The 19,769-nt window shown below is 70.7% G+C and carries 15 protein-coding genes; 1 reads left to right on the forward strand and 14 read right to left on the reverse strand.

Annotated features, from left to right (window positions below):
• Positions 1-7: 7 nt before the first annotated feature.
• Positions 8-1,432, reverse strand: coding sequence for a TraR/DksA family transcriptional regulator (locus tag IE178_RS11395; protein WP_193512148.1), 1,425 nt, complete (start codon positions 1,430-1,432; stop codon positions 8-10).
• Positions 1,433-2,055: 623 nt separating this feature from the next.
• On the opposite strand from IE178_RS11395, the gene ileS reads away from it, so the two are divergent.
• Positions 2,056-5,214 (forward strand): isoleucine--tRNA ligase, encoded by a 3,159-nt coding sequence (gene ileS, locus IE178_RS11400; RefSeq protein ID WP_193512149.1) that lies wholly within the window; start codon positions 2,056-2,058, stop codon positions 5,212-5,214.
• Between the two features lie 224 nt (positions 5,215-5,438).
• On the opposite strand, the gene IE178_RS11405 is transcribed toward ileS, so the two are convergent.
• From IE178_RS11405 to IE178_RS11465, 13 genes are all read right to left on the reverse strand, one after another.
• Positions 5,439-6,623 carry a DivIVA domain-containing protein gene (locus tag IE178_RS11405; RefSeq protein ID WP_184763387.1) on the reverse strand — a complete coding sequence of 395 codons (1,185 nt, stop codon included), beginning with the start codon at positions 6,621-6,623 and terminating at the stop codon, positions 5,439-5,441.
• A gap of 52 nt (positions 6,624-6,675) precedes the next feature.
• Complete coding sequence (locus IE178_RS11410; protein WP_184763386.1) at positions 6,676-6,966, reverse strand: YggT family protein; 291 nt, start codon at positions 6,964-6,966, stop codon at positions 6,676-6,678.
• A gap of 49 nt (positions 6,967-7,015) precedes the next feature.
• The gene (locus IE178_RS11415) at positions 7,016-7,657 is read right to left on the reverse strand and encodes a cell division protein SepF (RefSeq protein ID WP_193512150.1); all 642 of its coding nucleotides are present in this window, start codon (positions 7,655-7,657) and stop codon (positions 7,016-7,018) included.
• 129 nt (positions 7,658-7,786) lie between these two features.
• Positions 7,787-8,506: a YggS family pyridoxal phosphate-dependent enzyme gene (locus IE178_RS11420; RefSeq protein WP_193512151.1), complete on the reverse strand. Its 720-nt coding sequence runs from the start codon at positions 8,504-8,506 to the stop codon at positions 7,787-7,789.
• Positions 8,507-8,511: 5 nt separating this feature from the next.
• Entirely contained in the window at positions 8,512-9,240 is a 729-nt protein-coding gene (pgeF, locus tag IE178_RS11425) for a peptidoglycan editing factor PgeF (protein WP_193512152.1), read from the reverse strand.
• Complete coding sequence (gene ftsZ / locus IE178_RS11430) at positions 9,237-10,430, reverse strand: cell division protein FtsZ (RefSeq protein ID WP_184763382.1); 1,194 nt, start codon at positions 10,428-10,430, stop codon at positions 9,237-9,239. The genes pgeF and ftsZ overlap by 4 nt, the downstream gene beginning before the upstream one ends.
• A gap of 289 nt (positions 10,431-10,719) precedes the next feature.
• Positions 10,720-11,517, reverse strand: a complete 798-nt coding sequence (locus IE178_RS11435; RefSeq protein ID WP_193512153.1) for a cell division protein FtsQ/DivIB — start codon at positions 11,515-11,517, stop codon at positions 10,720-10,722.
• A 135-nt stretch (positions 11,518-11,652) separates the two neighbouring features.
• Positions 11,653-12,747 carry an undecaprenyldiphospho-muramoylpentapeptide beta-N-acetylglucosaminyltransferase gene (gene murG / locus IE178_RS11440; protein WP_184763380.1) on the reverse strand — a complete coding sequence of 365 codons (1,095 nt, stop codon included), beginning with the start codon at positions 12,745-12,747 and terminating at the stop codon, positions 11,653-11,655.
• A gap of 6 nt (positions 12,748-12,753) precedes the next feature.
• A complete protein-coding gene (ftsW, locus tag IE178_RS11445; protein ID WP_184763379.1) occupies positions 12,754-14,106 on the reverse strand; it encodes a putative lipid II flippase FtsW in 1,353 nt (450 codons plus the stop codon).
• An 81-nt stretch (positions 14,107-14,187) separates the two neighbouring features.
• Complete coding sequence (murD, locus tag IE178_RS11450) at positions 14,188-15,630, reverse strand: UDP-N-acetylmuramoyl-L-alanine--D-glutamate ligase (RefSeq protein ID WP_193512154.1); 1,443 nt, start codon at positions 15,628-15,630, stop codon at positions 14,188-14,190.
• A complete protein-coding gene (gene mraY / locus IE178_RS11455; RefSeq protein WP_193512155.1) occupies positions 15,612-16,685 on the reverse strand; it encodes a phospho-N-acetylmuramoyl-pentapeptide-transferase in 1,074 nt (357 codons plus the stop codon). The genes murD and mraY overlap by 19 nt, the downstream gene beginning before the upstream one ends.
• The gene (locus IE178_RS11460; protein WP_193512156.1) at positions 16,682-18,097 is read right to left on the reverse strand and encodes a UDP-N-acetylmuramoyl-tripeptide--D-alanyl-D-alanine ligase; all 1,416 of its coding nucleotides are present in this window, start codon (positions 18,095-18,097) and stop codon (positions 16,682-16,684) included. The genes mraY and IE178_RS11460 overlap by 4 nt, the downstream gene beginning before the upstream one ends.
• A 4-nt stretch (positions 18,098-18,101) precedes the next feature.
• The gene (locus IE178_RS11465) at positions 18,102-19,622 is read right to left on the reverse strand and encodes a UDP-N-acetylmuramoyl-L-alanyl-D-glutamate--2,6-diaminopimelate ligase (protein WP_193512255.1); all 1,521 of its coding nucleotides are present in this window, start codon (positions 19,620-19,622) and stop codon (positions 18,102-18,104) included.
• Positions 19,623-19,769: the final 147 nt, after the last annotated feature.

The raw sequence follows: 19,769 nt of genomic DNA on the forward strand, positions 1-19,769 counted from the left end.
CCGCCGATCAGTACCGGCGCTCCTGCTTCTGCTTGCACTCGACGCACAGGGTGGCCCGGGGGAAGGCCTGCATCCGGGCCTTGCCGATGGGGTTGCCGCAGTTCTCGCACAGGCCGTAGGTGCCGGCGTCGAGGCGCTGGAGGGCGCGTTCGAACTGGGTGAGCATCTCGCGCGCGTTGGCGGCGAGCGCGAGTTCGTGCTCGCGCGTGATGTTCTTGGTTCCGGTGTCCGCCTGGTCGTCGCCCGCGCCGTCGCCGGAGTCCCGCATCAGGCCGACCAGCGACTGCTCGGAGGAAGTGATCTCCTCGCGCAGCCGCAGCACCTCGGACGTCAGCTCGGTCCGCGCCTCCTCGACCTCGTCCGGAGTCCAGGGCTCCTCGCCCGGACGTACCGCGAGATCGCCGGGCTCCGCCGCGCCGATCCGGGCCTTGGGTACGGCGGTGTTCGCCGCCGTGGCTGCCGTGGCTGCCGTGCCAGGAGTCTTCTTCGCACCCACCGTCGTCACTCCCGTCTGCGTCGCGGCCTCGGCCGCGTCCGCGTCATCGGCCGCGCTGTGCCCGGCCACATCCTGAGCGGACCCCATGGTCCTGGCGACGTCCGTCCGCTTCCCGCCGGCGTCACCGTCCGAGCCCCCGGGCCCGTCTCCCCCTGCCCCCACCTCGGCGGCAGCCCTCGCCTCGGCCGCCTTCTTCGGGGACACCTTGCGGGCCCCCGCCTTCCCGGCGGGCACGGGCGCCTTCTTCACCGCCGCCGCCTCCTCGGCCGGCACGGGCGCTTTCCCCGGCGCCGCCTTCTTCGTCACCGTCTCCTCGACGGGCGCCGTCCGCGCCGCCTTCCCGGCGGGCGGCTGCGCCACCGTCTTCTCCGCCACCGTCTTCTCCGCCGCCGCCCTCTTCGCGGGCGCCCTCTTCGCGGGCGCCTTCCCCGTCGCCTTCTTCGCGGGTGTCTTCTTCCCTGCCGGCTGCCCGGCAGGCGCCTCCTTGGCGGACGCGTCCCCGGTCGCCGTCTTCCCGGCCGCCGTCTTCTTCGCCGCCGCCTTCTGCGCGGACGCCTTCTGCGCGGACGCCTCCCGTGTTGCCGGCCTCCTCGCAGGCTCGTCCATGGCGGACGCCTTCTTCCCGACGGCCCTGTGCCTGGTCGCCTTCTTCGCGGTCGCCTTCGGCGCCGCGGCTTCCGCGCTCGCCGCCTTCGCCCCCGGGGCCGCCTTCCCGGCAACCGCTGCCTTCGTGCCCCGCGCCTTCCCGGGTGCCGTCGTCTTCTCGGTTGCCGTCGTCTTCTCGGTTGCCGTCGCGTTCGCCGGTGCCGCAGCGCTGGCCGTCCCCGCCGACCTCGCGCTCTTCGTCCCACGCGTCCCCTTGGCCCCACCGCCGGGAACGGGTGCGGGCCTGCCGGACGGCGCCGACTGCTGTACGGCGGTCTTCTTCGCCACCATGGCCGCGGCCCCTTCACATATTGTGATCTTGCACGCGAATCGTGCTGGGACGATAAATCGACTCGAGTCCCGCGGCAACGGGGCACACCGCCCGATTCCCTCGCCCCGCGGATGCCGCGCGGCGAACCTGCATGCGTTGTGCCCAGCTCCCCGCCGGGTATGCCGCCGAGAAGGGCGTCCCGGAATCCGAACACGCGTACCGTGCCATTCGGAGTACACCAGGTCATGGGTAGCCAAAACGACGCGCCTCTCCCGGCCACCGGAAAACCGGGTCGGCCGCTGTCCGCGGCGCGCCGTACACTGGGCGGAGCGAAAAGCGTGGATGGGGACGAGTAGCGGCGTACGCAGCCCAGAGCGACCCGGGGACGGTGTGAGCCCGGGGGCGAGCGCGGCGTGAAGATCACCCCGGAGCCGCCGGAAGAAAGCCGCAGCGAGCGAAGCGTGACAGCAGCGGCGAGTAGAACCGGCATCGCGACCCCAATGAGGGGGCTCACCGGCGCACACGACGCACCGGAGGGCCAAGGAGGGTGGTACCGCGGGAGCGCGCCAAGGCGGCGCAGGGATCGACACAGCTCTCGTCCCTCCGGACGGAAGGCAGCAAGTCCGCCGGAGGAAGCCCGCTGATGACAACGCCGACGTACCGCCAGGTGCCCGCACAGGTCGACCTGCCCGCCCTCGAGCACGCGGTGCTCGACTTCTGGCGCGAGCAGAAGATCTTCGCCAAGAGCCTGGAACAGTCCGAGGGCCGCCCCGAGTGGGTGTTCTACGAGGGCCCGCCCACCGCCAACGGCATGCCCGGCGCCCACCACATCGAGGCCCGCGTCTTCAAGGACGTCTTCCCCCGATTCCGCACCATGCGCGGCTACCACGTGGCCCGCAAGGCCGGCTGGGACTGCCATGGCCTCCCGGTGGAGCTGGCCGTGGAGAAGGAGCTCGGCTTCTCCGGCAAGCAGGACATCGAGGCGTACGGCATCGCCGAGTTCAACGCCAAGTGCCGCGAGTCGGTGACCCGCCACACGGACGCCTTCACCGAGCTGACGACCCGCATGGGCTACTGGGTAGACCTCGACGACGCCTACCGCACCATGGACCCGGAGTACGTCGAGTCCGTCTGGTGGTCGCTGAAGGAGATCTTCACCAAGGGCCTGCTGGTCCAGGACCACCGCGTGGCCCCCTGGTGCCCGCGCTGCGGCACGGGCCTGTCCGACCACGAGCTGGCGCAGGGCTACGAGACGGTCGTCGACCCGTCCGTCTACGTCCGCTTCCCGCTCACCTCCGGCCCGCTGGCCGGCGAGGCCGCCCTCCTGGTGTGGACGACCACGCCGTGGACCCTGGTGTCCAACACCGCCGTCGCCGCGCACCCCGAGGTCACCTACGTCGTCGCCACGAACGGCGAGGAGCAGCTGGTCGTCGCCGAGCCCCTGGTCGCCAAGGCGCTCGGCGAGGGCTGGGAGACCACCGGCCGGTCGTTCACCGGCGCCGAGATGGAGCGCTGGACCTACCAGCGCCCCTTCGAGCTGGTGGACTTCCCCGAACCGGCCCACTACGTGGTGAACGCCGAGTACGTCACCACCGAGGACGGCACGGGTCTGGTCCACCAGTCCCCCGCCTTCGGTGAGGACGACCTCAAGGTCTGCCGCTCCTACGGCCTGCCCGTCGTGAACCCCGTCCGCCCCGACGGCACCTTCGAGGAGGACGTCCCCCTGGTCGGCGGCGTCTTCTTCAAGAAGGCCGACGAGAAGCTCACCGAGGACCTCCAGCAGCGCGGCCTGCTCTTCAGGCACGTCCCGTACGAGCACAGCTACCCGCACTGCTGGCGCTGCCACACCGCGCTGCTCTACTACGCGCAGCCGTCGTGGTACATCCGCACCACGGCCATCAAGGACCGCCTGCTCCAGGAGAACGAGAAGACCAACTGGTTCCCGGACTCCGTCAAGAACGGCCGGTACGGCGACTGGCTGAACAACAACATCGACTGGGCGCTGTCCCGCAACCGCTACTGGGGCACCCCGCTGCCCATCTGGCGCTGCGAGGACGACCACCTCACGGTCGTCGGCTCCCGCGCGGAGCTGACCGAGCTGACCGGCACCGACCAGTCGGGCCTCGACCCGCACCGCCCCTACATCGACGAGGTCACCTTCGGCTGCCGCCACGACGGCTGCGGGAAGACGGCCACGCGCGTGCCGGAGGTCATCGACGCCTGGTACGACTCGGGCTCGATGCCGTTCGCGCAGTGGGGCTACCCGTACAAGAACAAGGAGCTGTTCGAGAGCCGGTACCCGGCGCAGTTCATCTCCGAGGCCATCGACCAGACCCGCGGCTGGTTCTACACGCTGATGGCGGTCGGCACCCTGGTCTTCGACAAGTCGTCCTACGAGAACGTCGTCTGCCTCGGCCACATCCTCGCCGAGGACGGCCGGAAGATGTCCAAGCACCTGGGCAACATCCTCCAGCCGATCCCGTTGATGGACCAGCACGGCGCGGACGCGGTCCGCTGGTTCATGGCGGCCGGCGGTTCCCCCTGGGCGGCCCGCAGGGTGGGCCACGGCACCATCCAGGAGGTCGTCCGCAAGACGCTGCTGACCTACTGGAACACGGTCGCCTTCCAGGCCCTGTACGCCCGTACGGCGAACTGGGCCCCGTCCGGGGCCGACCCGGCCCCGGCCGACCGTCCGGTTCTCGACCGCTGGCTCCTCTCCGAGCTGCACGCGCTCACCGACCAGGTGACCCAGGCTCTGGAGGGCTACGACACCCAGCGCGCCGGCAAGCTGCTCTCCGCCTTCGTCAACGACCTGTCCAACTGGTACGTCCGCCGGTCGCGGCGCCGCTTCTGGCAGGGCGACAAGGCCGCGCTGCGCACGCTGCACGAGGTCGTCGAGACGGTCACCAAGCTGATGGCCCCACTGACGCCGTTCATCACCGAGCGGGTCTGGCAGGACCTGATCGTTCCGGTCAGCCCCGGCGCCCCGGAGTCGGTGCACCTGTCGTCCTGGCCGCAGGCGGACCTGGCCGCGATCGACCCGGAGCTGTCGCAGCAGATGGTGCTGGTACGCCGCCTGGTGGAGCTGGGCCGCGCCACGCGCGCGGAGTCGGGCGTCAAGACCCGCCAGCCGCTGAAGCGGGCGCTGATCGCGGCGGGCGGCTTCGCGGCCCTCGACCCTGAGCTGCGCGCGCAGATCACCGAGGAGCTGAACGTCGAGTCCCTGGCGTCGCTGTCCGAGGTGGGCGGCTCGCTGGTGGACACCACGGCGAAGGCCAACTTCCGCGCACTGGGCAAGAGGTTCGGCAAGCGGGTCCAGGACGTGGCCCGGGCGATCGCGAACGCGGACGCCGCGGCCCTGTCCCTGGCCCTGCGCGAGGGCACGGCCTCGGTGGAGGTCGACGGTGAGACGATCACCCTCGCCCCGGACGAGGTGATCATCACGGAGACCCCGCGCGAGGGCTGGTCGGTGGCGTCCGACGCCGGTGCCACGGTCGCCCTCGATCTGGAGATCACGGAGGAGCTGCGCCGCGCGGGCCTCGCCCGGGACGCGATCCGCCTCATCCAGGAAGCCCGCAAGAACAGCGGGCTCGATGTGGCCGACCGGATCGCCCTGCGCTGGACGGCCACGGAGCCCGCGACCGTCGCGGCCCTGACCGACCACTCCGCCCTGATCGCCGACGAGGTCCTCGCCACGACCTTCCTGAACGAGCACGGCGCCCAAGGCGAGGCGGACGCCGGCTACGGCGACGCCTTCACGGACGAGGGCCTGTCCCTGACGTTCCGCCTGCGCAAGGCGTAACGCGCGAGGCGCCGCACACGAGGGCCCGGGGCCGCCGAGAAGAATCCTGGCGGCCCCGGGCCCTCGGCGTTGTGTCCGACGGACAGCTGCCCCCGCCGTCGAACAGCCGCCGCAAGGGAAACGAACGCGCACAGCAAAAGGGCGGGGCCCCGGAATCTTCCGAATCCGGGGCCCCGCCCTGAACGCTGCCGACTGCTACGCCGTACTCATGGCCACAGGGGCCGTCAGTTGTCGTCCTCGTCGATGAGGAAGCCGCGCATCGGCGAGGGGGCCTGGCCCATCGGCGAGGGGCCCTGCGGACGTACCGGCGCCATCGGCTGGGTCATCGCCGGCTGCATCTGCTGCTGACCGCCGTAGGACGGGCCGGACTGGCCCGGCGAACCACCCATCGTCTGGTTGCCGCCGTAGGACGGCGCACCGGCACCGGCCGGAGCCATCGAGGGCGCCGGGGACGGCGGCAGCGACGGGGCGGCGGACGCGGCCTGGCGCGGCGGGGCGAGCGAGTCGTCCGCCTGGGTCTCCAACTGGCGCAGCTGGGACTCGAGGTAGGACTTCAGCCGCGTGCGGTACTCGCGCTCGAAGCCGCGCAGGTCCTCGACCTTGCGCTCCAGCGTGGCGCGGGCGGACTCCAGGGAGCCCATCGCGACGCGGTGCTTCTCCTGCGCGTCCCGCTCCAGGGCGTCGGCCTTGGCACGGGCGTCCCGCTCGAGACCCTCGGCACGCGAGCGCGCCTCGCCGACGATCTTGTTGGCCTCGGAACGGGCCTCTGCGATCGCCTGGTCGGCGGTCTGCTGGGCCAGCGACAGCACCCGGGCGGCGCTGTCGCCACCGGGACCGCCCTGACCGGGCATACCGGGGCCGCCCATGGGACCGCCCATCGGGCCACCGGGGCCCATCTGCCCCTGCATCGGGCCACCCTGGCCCATCGGCCCGGGACCCTGACCCATGGGGCCGGGGCCCTGCGGGCCGCCCTGTCCGCCGGGGCCGGCGGGCAGCTGCGGCGCACCGCTCGGCAGCTGGGGCGGACCACCCATGGGGCCACCCATCTGCTGCTGCGGCGGGCCCGATATGCCGGCGGGCACCGGAGCGCCGGGACCTCGCATGCCCTGCTGTGGCATGCCCTGCTGCGGCATCCCCTGCTGGGGCATGCCCTGCGGCGGCCCCTGCTGCGGTTGTTGCTGCTGCTGGTCCTGTGGCTCAGGAGGCTTGCGCATGTTCTGCTGGTTCTGGGCAGCAGCGCGCGTGGCCGCGGCCAGCTTGGCGCGCAGGTCCTCGTTCTCGCGGAGCAGGCGCGTCAGTTCGGCTTCGACCTCGTCGAGGAAGGCATCGACCTCGTCCTCGTCATAGCCTTCTCGGAGGCGGACGGTCGTGAACTGCTTGTTCCGCACGTCCTCGGGGGTCAACGGCATCTCTTCACCTCAACGTAGTCATCGGCAGTCGGCAAGACCGTATCGTCCACAGTCACCTCGCGAGATTGCCCACGATCCAGATCAGGATGTAGACGATGATCATCAGTACGAAGAAGGACAGGTCGAGCGCCACGCCCCCGAGACGCAGCGGCGGGATGAACCGCCGCAGAAGCTTCAGCGGTGGATCGGTGACAGTGTAGGTGGCCTCCAGGACGACCACCATCGCCTTGCCGGGTTGCCACGAGCGGGCGAACTGGAACACATAGTCCATGACCAACCGGAAGATGAGCACGATGAGGAACACCATCAGCGCGATGTAGATCACCTGCGCGAACACGCTCATGGTCTGTTTTTCCCTCTCCCCTGTGCACTGCTCGATCCGGTCCTGCGTCTCAGCTCTGGTTGAAGAACCCGCCCTCTGCGATGCGGGCCTTGTCCTCCGCCGTGACATCGACGTTAGCAGGCGACAACAGGAACACCTTCTGCGTCACCCGCTCGATGCTGCCGTGAAGACCAAACACCAAACCGGCCGCGAAGTCGACAAGTCGCTTCGCGTCTGTGTCATCCATCTCAGTGAGATTCATGATCACCGGCGTGCCCTCACGGAAGTGTTCCCCGATGGTACGGGCCTCGTTGTAGGTCCGGGGGTGAAGCGTGGTGATCCGGTAAGGCTCTCGTTCGGACACGACCTTGGGCATGATCACCGGTGCGTTCTTCTCCAGGCTTGCGCGTTCTTGTGTGATGGATGCCACGGGCGCGATCCGCGCCGGGCGTGGCGATTCCGCGGGGAGCGAAGCGGAACGGGCGACCGGTTCGCGTGGCGCGGGAGGGTGCACCACTCGCACCTCTTCATCCCTTTGGGACTGATGTGCACCATGCGACTGGTGAGATGGCTCATGTCGCCGGTGGTCCCGCTCGGGCTCCGGGTCGAGTTCGGGTTCAAAGTCGTCGTCTGGGTCGAATCCGCGGCCGTCGTACCCATCGTCCTCCACGAGGCCGAGGTAGACCGCCATTTTGCGCATCGCGCCGGCCATGCTCCGAGTCCTCCGCTCTGTGGTGGATCTGCTGACGACCGCCAAGTGCCCGCGATCCACTAGGCCTTTATGTCCGCTATTTGGCGGAAATGACCATATTTTCTGCTGTGGTCCGACTTCTTGGCGACGTTACCCGAGCCTGGGGCGGAGTCCGAGTACCGCACTGCCGACGCGCACATGTGTCGCTCCGGCGGCCACAGCCTGTTCGAGGTCCGCACTCATCCCTGCCGAGACCATGTTCGCAGTCGGATGGTTCCGGCGCAGGTCGGTCGACACATCCATCAACCGCTCGAACGCCGCCTGTTCGCGCCCCGCGTACTCGCCGGTGAGCGGGGCGACCGTCATCAGCCCGTCCAGCCGCAGCCCCTCGGCTCCGGCGACGAGGTCGGCCAACTCCGCGACCGCGCCGGGCGCGACACCTCCGCGCTCCCCCCGGCCGCTCGCGTCGGCGTCGAGGGCGACCTGCACGAGGCAGCCCACCTCGCGCCCCGCCCGCACGGCCTCCTTGGAGAGGACCGTCACCAGCCGGGAACGGTCCACGGACTGCACGACATCGGCGTAACCGACCACAGAGCGCACCTTGTTGGTCTGAAGCTGACCGACGAAATGCCAGGTAAGGGGCAGATCCGAGCACTCGGCCGCCTTGGGGGCGGCGTCCTGGTCCCGGTTCTCGGCGACATGGCGCACACCGAGTCCGGACAGGATCCGCACGTCGCTCGCGGGGTAGGTCTTGGTGACCACGATCAGGGTCACCTCCTCGCGTGCGCGTCCGGCGGCGGCGCACGCGGCGGCGATCCGCTCCTCCACTCCCGCCAGATTCACGGCGAGTTCGTCCTTACGGTCCGTCATGTCCCTCAGTCCAGCCACACATAGCCCGCGAGCCGCCCGGTGGTGCGGTCGCGGCGGTACGAGAAGTGATCCGCCGACTCCAGCGTGCACACCGGCGACTGCTCCCGGTCGCGCACCCCGAGCCGTTCGAGCTGCGCCCGTACGCCCGCGCCCACGTCCACCGCCGGCGTGCCCCAACGCGTCTCGGCGTGCGCCGCCGGTTCGGCGGCGGCCACCTCGGCGCGCATCGCCTCCGGCACTTCGTAGCACCGGCCGCAGACGGCCGGTCCGGTGCGGGCGACGATCCGTGAGGGTTCGGCACCGAGTCCGGTCATGGCCCGTACGGCGGCGGGGACCACCCCGGCGACCAGTCCCGGCCGGCCCGCGTGGGCCGCCGCGACGACTCCGGCGACCGGGTCCGCGAGCAGCACCGGCACGCAGTCGGCGGTGAGCACCGCGAGGGCGAGTCCTCGCCCCGCGGTGACGATCGCGTCGACCTCCGGTACGGGGCGGTCGCCCCACGGCTCGTCGACCACGACCGCGTCGGCCCCGTGCACCTGGTTCATCCAGACCACCCGGGCCGGGTCCACGCCCAGGGACTTGGCGGCCAGTTCGCGGTTGGTGCGGACCGCGCCGGGGTCGTCGCCGACCGCTCCGCCGAGGTTGAGCTCCTCATACGGAGCGGCGCTCACCCCGCCCCACCGGTCGGTGAAGGCGAAGTGCGCGCCGCTCACGCTCTCGCGCTGTCCTATCACTTCAGGAAGTCCGGTACGTCCAGTTCCTCGGCCGCGCTGTCGTAGGACCGCGACGGCGGCACCGGGGGCTGGGCGACCGGGATGTCGTGCACCGGCTCCGGTACGACCGGCTCCGGGTCCTCCTTCGGCGTGACGCTGCCGAGCGAGCCGAAGGACGGGCGGCTCTCGGGCTGCCGCGCGGGGGCGGGCTCCTCGCGCTTGGCCGAGGACGAGCCGAGGACGTTGTCCCTCTTGGCCGGCGGCTGACCGCCGTCGAAACCGGCAGCGATCACGGTGACCCGGACCTCGTCGCCGAGGGCGTCGTCGATCACCGCGCCGAAGATGATGTTGGCCTCGGGGTGCGCGGCCTCGCTCACCAGCTGGGCCGCCTCGTTGATCTCGAACAGGCCGAGGTCGCTGCCGCCGGAGATGGAGAGCAGCACGCCGCGGGCGCCGTCGATGGAGGCTTCCAGCAGCGGCGAGGAGATGGCCATCTCGGCGGCGGCCACCGCGCGGTCGTCGCCGCGGGCCGAGCCGATGCCCATGAGGGCCGAACCGGCCTCGGACATGACGGACTTGACGTCGGCGAAGTCGAGGTTGATCAGACCGGGCGTGGTGATGAGGTCGGTGATGCCCTGCACACCGGAGAGCAGGACCTGGTCGGCCGACTTGAAGGCGTCGAGGACCGACACCTGACGGTCCGAGATGGACAGCAGCCGGTCGTTCGGGATCACGATGAGGGTGTCGACCTCTTCGCGGAGCTCCGCGATGCCGTCCTCGGCCTGGTTCGCGCGGCGCCGTCCCTCGAAGGTGAACGGGCGCGTGACCACGCCGATGGTGAGGGCGCCGAGCGAGCGGGCGATGTTGGCCACGACGGGCGCGCCGCCGGTTCCGGTGCCGCCGCCTTCACCGGCCGTCACGAAGACCATGTCGGCCCCCTTGAGGACCTCCTCGATCTCCTCGCGGTGGTCCTCGGCGGCCTTGCGGCCGACGGCCGGGTTGGCTCCGGCGCCGAGTCCGCGGGTGAGTTCACGGCCGACGTCGAGCTTGACGTCGGCGTCGCTCATCAACAGAGCTTGCGCGTCGGTGTTGATGGCGATGAACTCGACGCCCTTGAGACCGACCTCGATCATCCGGTTGATGGCATTGACACCACCGCCGCCGACACCGATGACTTTGATGACTGCGAGGTAGTTCTGCGGTGCTGCCACGTCGAAGGCCTCTCGCCTCGAGTTACGTGTCGCCGAATCACCGGGACGCAGCTGCGCCTCGCGATCCGACGACTGATGCCGAATGGGACGGTTCGTATCGCCGACCCGAACCCTAACGTTGAAGTTTAGGGTTACCAGTGTGTCTGTTCCCTGGAGTCTTCTGAACAGGACACTAAGTCGACAAGTGGCGCGCGTTCAACGAACACGCCGAACCTCCCGTTTTTCTTTTCACCCTATGTGATCAGCCGTAGCGCTGCCCAACCAGGGTGCTGGCCTGCGCTGATGTGCGTCAACTGCCCGATGACGCCGGGGCGGTGGGAACGCCGACGTCGAAGTGCCGCGCGCCGGGCTCCGCTTTCATGAGTGCGGTGAGAGTACGGCTCTTCTCGGCGTTCTTCTCACTGCTTCCCCAGTCCACCGTCCGGCCGTCCGTCAGCTCCAGCGAGATGTCGTCGTAGGAACGGACCTTGACGCTCCGGGTCGCGTGCGCCACGGAGGCCGGAAGGGCGCCGGCCACCCGCACCGCCTCCCGCACCAGCCGGTCCTCGCCGAAGCGGCGCAGGCTCGCCGCCGTGGAACCGGTCCTGGAGATGGCCAATTCCAGAGCGGGAACGCCTTTGGGAGCCCGGGAAACCGTAGCGAACCGGACACCTTCATCGTCCACTTCGATGAACTTCCCGCCTTTGTGGACGAGAAGGACCGGGGTACGTTCCGTCACTTTCAGTGCAATTCCGTCCGGCCAGGAACGGACCACATCAACCGTGTCAATTCGGGGCAGTGTCTTGGCGAGCCGCGCCTCGATCGTTTCGGTGTCGACGGAAATCAACTGCTCCCCGAGGGGAACTTCGGCGGCACCGCGCACCTGAGCCGGTGTCAGGACGCGGGTTCCCGACACCGACACGCGCTCCACGCGGACCAGGTCCGAGCCGTACAGGAGCCAGAACGCCCCGCTGCCGAGGAAGACCAGGGCGACGGCCGAAACGATGATCCGACGAACGTGCCGTTGCCCGAACCGCCGGACGGGCGGCGGCGGGCCGGACGACCTCTGCTGGCGTTCACCGCGCTCGGCGGTGGTCGATCCGGCCACGCTTCTCCTCTCAGGGCCCGGTTCGCCTCCGGGGCACCTCGCTCGGTGCCGGGCGGCCGGCCGTGCTCAGGGCCCTTCGGGCCTTCGCGCGCTCGGCCGCCCGGCGGCGACACGCCCCTTCGGCCCACTCGCCGTTCAGCGACGCGCGCGGGCGGCGATCGCCTCGTACACCATGCCGACGAGCAGGTCGTCGGCGTCCCGCCGGCCGAACTCGGCGGCGGCGCGGGACATCTCGTACAGCCGGTGCGGGTCGGCGAGCACCGGCAGCACGTTCTGCTGCACCCATTCCGGCGTCAGTTCCGCGTCGTCGACCAGCAGTCCGCCGCCTGCCTTGACCACCGGCTGGGCGTTGAGCCGCTGTTCGCCGTTGCCGATGGGCAGCGGGACGTAGGCGGCCGGGAGCCCGACGGCGGAGAGTTCGGCGACGGTCATCGCGCCCGCACGGCAGAGCATCATGTCGGCCGCCGCGTACGCGAGGTCCATCCGATCCAGGTAACTTACCGGGATGTAGGGGGGCATCCCCGGCATCTGGTGCACCTGCGGCAGTTCGTTCTTCGGGCCGACGGCGTGCAGGATCTGGATCCCGGCCTGCTGGAGCCAGGGGGCGACCGCCTGGACCACCTCGTTGAGGCGCCGGGCGCCCTGCGAGCCGCCGGACACCAGCAGCGTCGGCAGGTTGGGGTCGAGCCCGAACGCGGCGCGGGCCTCGGGGCGCACGGCGGCCCGGTCGAGGGTGGCGACGGAGCGGCGCAGCGGGATGCCGATGTAGCGGGAGTTGCGCAGCTTGCTGTCGGGCGTGGAGACGGCCACCTGGGCGGCGTACCGGGAGCCGATCTTGTTGGCCAGACCGGGCCGGGCGTTGGCCTCGTGGATGACGATCGGCACGCCGAGCCGCTTGGCCGCGAGGTACCCGGGCAGGGCGACGTAACCGCCGAAGCCGACCACGGCGTCCGCCTTGGTGCGCTCCAGGATCTGCTCGGTCGCCTTGATCGTGCCGCGCAGCCGGCCCGGAACGGTGATCAGCTCGGGGGTTGGCTTGCGTGGCAGCGGTACCGCGGGGATCAGCGCCAGCTCGTACCCGCGCTCGGGTACGAGACGGGTCTCGAGGCCGCGCTCCGTGCCCAGGGCCGTGATGCCCACGGTCGGATCCTGCCTGCGCAGGGCGTCCGCGAGGGCGAGCGCGGGCTCGATGTGGCCCGCGGTTCCTCCGCCGGCGAGTACGACATGCACCGAAATTCACCGCTCTCCGGACGAACGCGCCACCGGGGCGCGCCGTCGCATCGTGTTCCATCTCCGGGGCCGCTGAGAGCCCCCGTTCCGCTTTTTACCAAAGCGGGGTTGCCGCATCGCAAGCGCCATCCGCGCAGCGGGGTCCTCACGCGCGAAGGCGATCAGCAGCCCGATGGCGAACATGGTCGGCAGCAGGGCGGACCCTCCGTAGGAGAACAGCGGGAGCGGGACTCCGGCGATCGGCAGCAGACCGAGCACCGCACCCATGTTGATCACGGCCTGGGCCGTGATCCAGGTGGTCACGCCTCCCGCGGCATACCTGACGAAGGGGTCCTCCGTGCGTCCGGCCACGCGGATACCCGCATAGCCTAGAGCCGCGAACAGGGCGAGTACCGACAGCGTCCCCGCCAGACCCAGTTCCTCACCGGTGACGGCGAAGATGAAGTCCGTGTGGGCTTCCGGTAGTTGGCCCCATTTCTCCACGCTCGCGCCCAGTCCGGAACCGAAGAGCCCGCCGGAGGCGAGGGCGTAGATCCCGTGCACGGCCTGCCAGCAGTCGACCGGTCCCGACTGGGGTTCGGTGGCGCCGAGGCAGGCGAGCCGGGCCATGCGGTTGGGGCTGGTGCGGATGAGGAGCGCCCCGATCAGCGCGGCGATGGAGAGCACGCCGACGAACAGCCGCGTGGGCGCTCCCGCCAGCCACAGCAGGCCGAACAGGATCGCCGTCAGGATGATCGCCGTACCCATGTCGCCGCCGAGCATGATCAGCCCGAGCAGCATGAAGGCGGCCGGCACCAGTGGCACCAGCATGTGCTTCCACTGGGCCAGCAGCCGCTTGTCCTGCTTGCGGGCGAGCAGGTCGGCGCCCCACAGCACGAGCGCGAGCTTGCCGAACTCGCTGGGCTGGATCTGGAAGGAACCGCCGAGGGCGATCCAGTTCTGGTTGCCGTTGACCGCGACTCCTATCCCCGGCACCTGCACCAGGGCCATCAGGAAGACGGCGCCCGCGAGGATGGGGTAGGCCAGCGCCCGGTGCAGCCTCACCGGCATCCGGGAGGCCACGAGCAGCAGGACGGACCCGATCACGGCGGCCAGGAGCTGCTTGCGGAAGAAGTACGAGCCCGGCAGCGACATCTGCAGCGCCGTGATCTGGGAAGCCGAGTAGACCATCACCAGGCCCAGCACGGTGATCAGCGCACTGCCGCCGAGGATCACGTAGTACGCGGTCAGCGGCCGGTCCCAGGCCTTGCGTGCCCTGGTGTGCAGGGTGCGCAAGGGGTTCTCGCGCGGGGGCCCGGGTACGACGGGTCTGCGGGCGGCCCGCTGCACGGGCGGGCGGCCGGTACGGCTACTGGGCATCACGGCCTCCGCTGTACGCCGGACAGGGCCTGGGGCCTCTCACGCGTCCCTCCCAAGGTCGCCCGGCGCCAGGCGGCCGGGTCAGGCGCCGAGCTCGCGCACCGCCTGTGCGAACGCGTCACCGCGCTTGTTGTAGTTGGCGAACATGTCCATCGAGGCGCAGGCCGGGGCCAGCAGCACCGTGTCGCCGGGCCGTGCGAGCCGCTGTGCCTCGCGGACGGCCTGGAGCATCGCCCCAGTGTCGGTCCGGTCGAGGTCGACCACGGGTACTTCCGGCGCGTGTCGCGCGAGGGCTTCGCGGATCAGGGCGCGGTCCTGGCCGATCAGTACGACACCGCGCAGCCGCTTCGCCGACCCCGCGACCAGCTCGTCGAAGGTGGCGCCCTTGGCGAGGCCGCCGGCGATCCACACGATCGACTCGTACGCCGCCAACGAGGCTTGGGCGGCATGCGTGTTGGTGGCCTTGGAGTCGTCGATGTACGCCACCCCGTCCACGTCGCCGACGTGCGCGATGCGGTGGGCGTCGGGCGTGAAGGCCCGCAGGCCGTCCCGTACGGCTCCGGCCGGCACCCCGAAGGCGCGGGCGAGGGCGGCGGCCGCCAGGGCGTTGGCGATGTTGTGCGGGGCCGGCGGGTTGACGTCGGCGACCTCGGCGAGCTCCTGGGCGTTCTTCTGCCGGTTCTCGACGAACGCCCGGTCGACCAGGATGCCTTCCACCACGCCGAGTTGGGAGGGTCCCGGGGTGCCCAGGGTGAAGCCGACGGCGCGGCAGCCCTCCTCGACGTCGGCCTCGCGGACCAGGTCCTCGGTGGACGGTTTGTCGCCTGCGTCGACGTTGTAGACGCAGGCGACGCGGTTGCCCTCGTAGATACGGCCCTTGTCGGCGGCGTACGCCTCCATGGAGCCGTGCCAGTCGAGGTGGTCGGGGGCGAGGTTCAGCACGGCGGCCGAGTGGGCGCGCAGGGAGGGCGCCCAGTGGAGCTGGTAGCTGGACAGCTCCACGGCGAGCACGTCGTACCGCTCCTCGCCGAGGACCGCGTCGAGGAGGGAGACGCCGATGTTGCCGACGGCGGCGGTGCGCAGGCCCGCAGCCTCCAGGATGGCGGCGAGCATCCGGACGGTCGTGGTCTTGCCGTTGGTGCCGGTGACCGCGAGCCAGGGCGCCGCGTCGGGGCCGCGCAGCCGCCAGGCGAGCTCGACGTCGCCCCAGACGGGGACGCCGGCCCGCCCGGCGGCGGCGAACAGCGGCTTGTCCGGCTTCCAGCCGGGCGCGGTGACGATGAGGTCGGTGCCCTCGGGCAGGGTGGCGCCGTCGCCGAGGCGGACGGTGACACCGAGCTGCTCCAGTTCGGCCGCCTGGGCCCGGGCGCGCTCGTCGTCGCCGTCGTTGACGACCGTGACGCGTGCGCCGAGGCCGTGCAGCACCTTGGCCGCCGGGACGCCGGAGACGCCGAGCCCGGCGACGGTGACGTGCTTGCCCTGGAATTCGAAAGGCACCGAGGAGGTCACTTTTCCGCTGCCCATCCCGCATAGAAGAGGCCCAGTCCGACAATCACACAAATACCCTGGATGATCCAGAAGCGGACCACCACAAGGACCTCGGACCAGCCTTTGAGTTCGAAGTGGTGCTGGAGTGGCGCCATCCGGAAGACCCGCTTCCCGGTGAGCCGGAACGAGCCGACCTGGATGACCACCGACATGGTGATGAGGACGAACAGACCGCCCAGGATGGCCAGCAGCAGTTCGGTGCGGGAGCAGATCGCGAGACCCGCGAGCACACCGCCGAGCGCCAGCGAACCGGTGTCACCCATGAAGATCTTGGCCGGCGAGGTGTTCCACCACAGGAAGCCCAGGCAGGAGCCCATCAGCGCGGAGGCGACGACGGCGAGGTCCAGCGGGTCGCGCACTTCGTAGCAGGCGCCCGGGTTGGTCAGCGTGTCGCCGTTGGCGCAGGACTCCTGGAACTGCCAGACGCCGATGAACGTGTAGGCACCGAAGACGAGGACGGAGGCGCCGGTGGCGAGGCCGTCCAGACCGTCGGTCAGGTTCACGCCGTTCGACATCGCGAGGATCATGAACAGTGCCCAGACGACGAACAGCACCGGGCCGATGGTCCAGCCGAAGTCCGTGATGAACGACAGCTTCGTGGAGGCCGGGGTCTGCCCGCGGGAGTCCGCGAACTGCAGGGACAGCACCGCGAAGGCGACACCGACGATCAGCTGGCCGGCCATCTTCGCCTTGGCCCGCAGACCCAGCGAACGCCGCTTGACGATCTTGATGTAGTCGTCCAGGAAGCCGACCAGGCCCATGCCGACCATCAGGCCCAGCACCAGCACCCCGGAGTACCTCGGCGGCTCGCCGCTGATCACCTTGGACAGGAAGTAGGCGGCGACCGTCGCCAGTATGAAGGCGATGCCGCCCATGGTCGGCGTACCGCGCTTGCTGGCGTGCTCGCGCGGGCCGTCGTCACGGATGTACTGCCCGTAGCCCTTGCGGGCGAGCAGTTTGATCAGCAGCGGAGTGCCGACCAGCGTGAGGAAGAGGCCAATGACTCCTGCGAACAGGATCTGATTCATCATCGGGCGGCGACCTCACCCTCGGCACCGGTCTCGAGCAGCGCCTGCGCCACGCTCTCGAGCCCGACCGAACGGGACGCCTTCACGAGAACGACGTCTCCCGGGCGCAATTGGCTGCGCAACAGGTCGACCGCCGCCTGTGCGTCGGACACGTGCACCGACTCCTCACCCCACGAACCCTCGTTATATGCGCCCAGTTGCAGCCAGGCGGCTTCCCTGCCCCCGACCGCGACGAGCTTGCTGACGTTGAGTCGGACGGCGAGCCGTCCGACCGCGTCGTGCTCGGCGAGCGCCTCGTCCCCGAGCTCGGCCATCTTGCCGAGCACCGCCCACGTACGACGCCCGCCCGCCATGGCTGCCAGGGCGCGCAGGGCGGCCCGCATGGACTCGGGGTTCGCGTTGTAGGCGTCGTTGACGACCGTCACGCCGTCCGGGCGCTCGGTGACCTCCATCCGCCAGCGGGAGAGGGAGCCCGCCTCGGAGAGCGCACGGGCGATCTCGTCAGCGGACATGCCCAACTCGTGGGCGACGGCGGCCGCGGCGAGCGCGTTCGACACGTGATGCTCACCGTACAGGCGCATGGTCACATCGCTTGCACCGGAGGGTGTGTGAAGCCTGAAGGAGGGCTGTCCGGTGTCCGTGAGTCGCACGTTCTCGGCGGAGACGTCCGCTTCGTCGGACTCTCCGAAAAGGATCACCTTCGCCTTCGTACGGGACGCCATGGCCCGTACGAGGGGGTCGTCCGCGTTGAGGATCGCGACGCCGCCCTCCTCGGCCGGGGGCAGGGCCTCGACCAGTTCCCCCTTGGCCTCGGCGATCTGCTCCCGGCCGCCGAACTCGCCGATGTGGGCGGAGCCGACGTTCAGGACGAGGCCGACCTTCGGGGGCGTCAGACCGGTGAGGTACCGAATATGGCCGATTCCGCGCGCTCCCATCTCCAGCACGAGGAACTTCGTCTCCTCGGTGGCGGTGAGCGCGGTGAGCGGGAGCCCGATCTCGTTGTTGAGGGACCCGGGGGTGAAGACGGTCGGCGCCTTGCTCCGGAGCACCTGGGCGATCAGGTCCTTGGTGCTGGTCTTGCCGGCCGATCCGGTGAGCGCGACGAGGGTGGTGCCGAGCCGGCCGACGACGTGCCGGGCGAGGGCCCCGAGGGCCGCCTGGACGTCCTCGACGACGATCGCGGGGACCCCGACGGGCCGGGAGGCGAGCACGGCCACCGCGCCCGCCTCGACGACCGCGGACGCGAAGTCGTGTCCGTCCACGCGCTCGCCGACGAAGGCGACGAACAGGCTGCCCGGACCCGCCTCCCGGGAGTCACGGACGACCGGTCCGGTGACCTGGACGGAGGGGTCCGGTATATCGTGCGTCTGCCCGCCGACGACTTCAGCGATCTCGGCGAGGGAGAGGGCGATCACAAGTTCATCCCTGGGTCTTCTTGATGGCTTCGCGAAGCACCTGGCGGTCGTCGAAGGGACGCACCACCCCGGCGATGTCCTGCCCCTGCTCATGGCCCTTGCCGGCGACCAGCACGGTGTCGCCGGGACGCGCCCGGGCGACGGCGGCCGCGATCGCGGCGGCACGGTCCTCGAAGACCTGCACCTCGCCGCGCTCGTGGGCGGGCACGGAGGCCGCGCCCTGGAGCATGGTGGCGAGGATCGCGAGGGGGTCCTCGGAGCGGGGGTTGTCGGAGGTCAGTACGGCCGTGTCGGCCAGCCGCGCGACGGCGGCGCCCATGGGGGCGCGCTTGGTGGTGTCGCGGTCGCCGCCGCAGCCGAGCACGACGTGCACCTTGCCCTCGGTGACCTTGCGCAGGGCGCGCAGCACCGATTCGACGGCGTCGGTCTTGTGGGCGTAGTCCACGACCGCGAGGTACGGCTGTCCGGCGTCCACGCGCTCCAGCCGGCCCGGCACGCCCGGCACGGCGGCGACGCCGTCGGCGGCGGCCTGCGGGTCGAGCCCGGCGGCGGCGAGGGCGACGATCGCGGCGAGGGTGTTGGCGACGTTGAAGGGGCCCGGCAGCGGCGAGCGGGCGGTGATCCGCTCGCCCTGGGGGCCGACCACGGTGAACGCCGAGTCCATCGGACCGACCTTGACGTCCTCGGCGCGCCAGTCGGCGTCGGGGTGGCCCTCGGCGGAGTAGGTGACGACCGGGACGCCGGCCTCCTTGGCGAGGCGGCGGCCGTACTCGTCGTCGACGTTGACCACGCCGAGTCTGCTGCGTTTCGGCGTGAACAGCTGCGCCTTGGCCCGGAAGTAGTCCTCCATGTCGGAGTGGAACTCCATGTGTTCCGGGCTGAGGTTGGTGAAGACGCCGATGTCGAAGACGCAGCCGTCGACCCGGCCGAGGACCAGGGCGTGGCTGGAGACCTCCATGGCGACCGCGTCGGTGCCGCGTTCCCGCATGACGGCGAACAGGGCCTGGAGGTCGGTGGCCTCGGGCGTGGTCCGCTCGGACTTGATGCGCTCGTCGCCGATGCGCATCTCGACGGTGCCGATCAGACCCGTGCTGCGGACGGTCTTCAGGCCCCCCTCGACCAGGTAGGCGGTGGTGGTCTTGCCGGAGGTGCCGGTGATGCCGATCTGGAGCAGATCGCGGCCCGGGTGGCCGTAGATCGTGGCCGCCAGCTCGCCCATCCGCGCGCGCGGGTCGTCGACCACCAGCACGGGCAGCCCGGTCTCGGCGACGCGCTCGGCACCGGACGGGTCGGTGAGCACGGCGACCGCGCCGAGGCCGGCGGCCTGGGTGACGAAGTCTGCGCCGTGGGCGCGGGCGCCCGGGAGGGCGGCGTACAGGTCGCCGGGCCGGACGGCGCGCGAGTCGTGGGTGATGCCCGTGATCTCGGCGGTCTTCTCCGGCGCGGGGACACCCAGCTGACCGGCGAGTTCCGCCAGGGATGTGGCGGAGACCTGAACCGGACGGGGCGGTCCCGGATATGTCACGGGGTGGCCCTTCTGGGTGGTTTGGGACTGATCGGCGTGTGGCACGGCGGTGAGCGTACCGGGCGTACCGGCTCGGGGGCCAAGTGAGGGGCGGGGGGTGCTCTGGTTCCCGGGGTCGGGGGTGATCGTCGTCACGGGGTGGTTCCT

Origin of the sequence: Streptomyces griseoloalbus, from assembly GCA_014650015.1 — a bacterium.
Taxonomy (GTDB): domain Bacteria; phylum Actinomycetota; class Actinomycetes; order Streptomycetales; family Streptomycetaceae; genus Streptomyces; species Streptomyces griseoloalbus.

Bases quoted from the DNA above. Each gene is read 5' to 3' on its own strand.
- ftsW (WP_184763379.1), bottom strand. From the start codon at position 14,106: ATGCCCAGTAGCCGTACCGGCCGCCCGCCCGTGCAGCGGGCCGCCCGC.
- IE178_RS11420 (WP_193512151.1), bottom strand. From the start codon at position 8,506: ATGACGGACCGTAAGGACGAACTCGCCGTGAATCTGGCGGGAGTGGAG.
- mraY (WP_193512155.1), bottom strand. From the start codon at position 16,685: ATGATGAATCAGATCCTGTTCGCAGGAGTCATTGGCCTCTTCCTCACG.
- IE178_RS11405 (WP_184763387.1), bottom strand. From the start codon at position 6,623: ATGCCGTTGACCCCCGAGGACGTGCGGAACAAGCAGTTCACGACCGTC.
- IE178_RS11410 (WP_184763386.1), bottom strand. From the start codon at position 6,966: ATGAGCGTGTTCGCGCAGGTGATCTACATCGCGCTGATGGTGTTCCTC.
- IE178_RS11395 (WP_193512148.1), bottom strand. From the start codon at position 1,432: ATGGTGGCGAAGAAGACCGCCGTACAGCAGTCGGCGCCGTCCGGCAGG.
- IE178_RS11415 (WP_193512150.1), bottom strand. From the start codon at position 7,657: ATGGCCGGCGCGATGCGCAAAATGGCGGTCTACCTCGGCCTCGTGGAG.
- murD (WP_193512154.1), bottom strand. From the start codon at position 15,630: ATGGGCAGCGGAAAAGTGACCTCCTCGGTGCCTTTCGAATTCCAGGGC.
- ileS (WP_193512149.1), top strand. From the start codon at position 2,056: ATGACAACGCCGACGTACCGCCAGGTGCCCGCACAGGTCGACCTGCCC.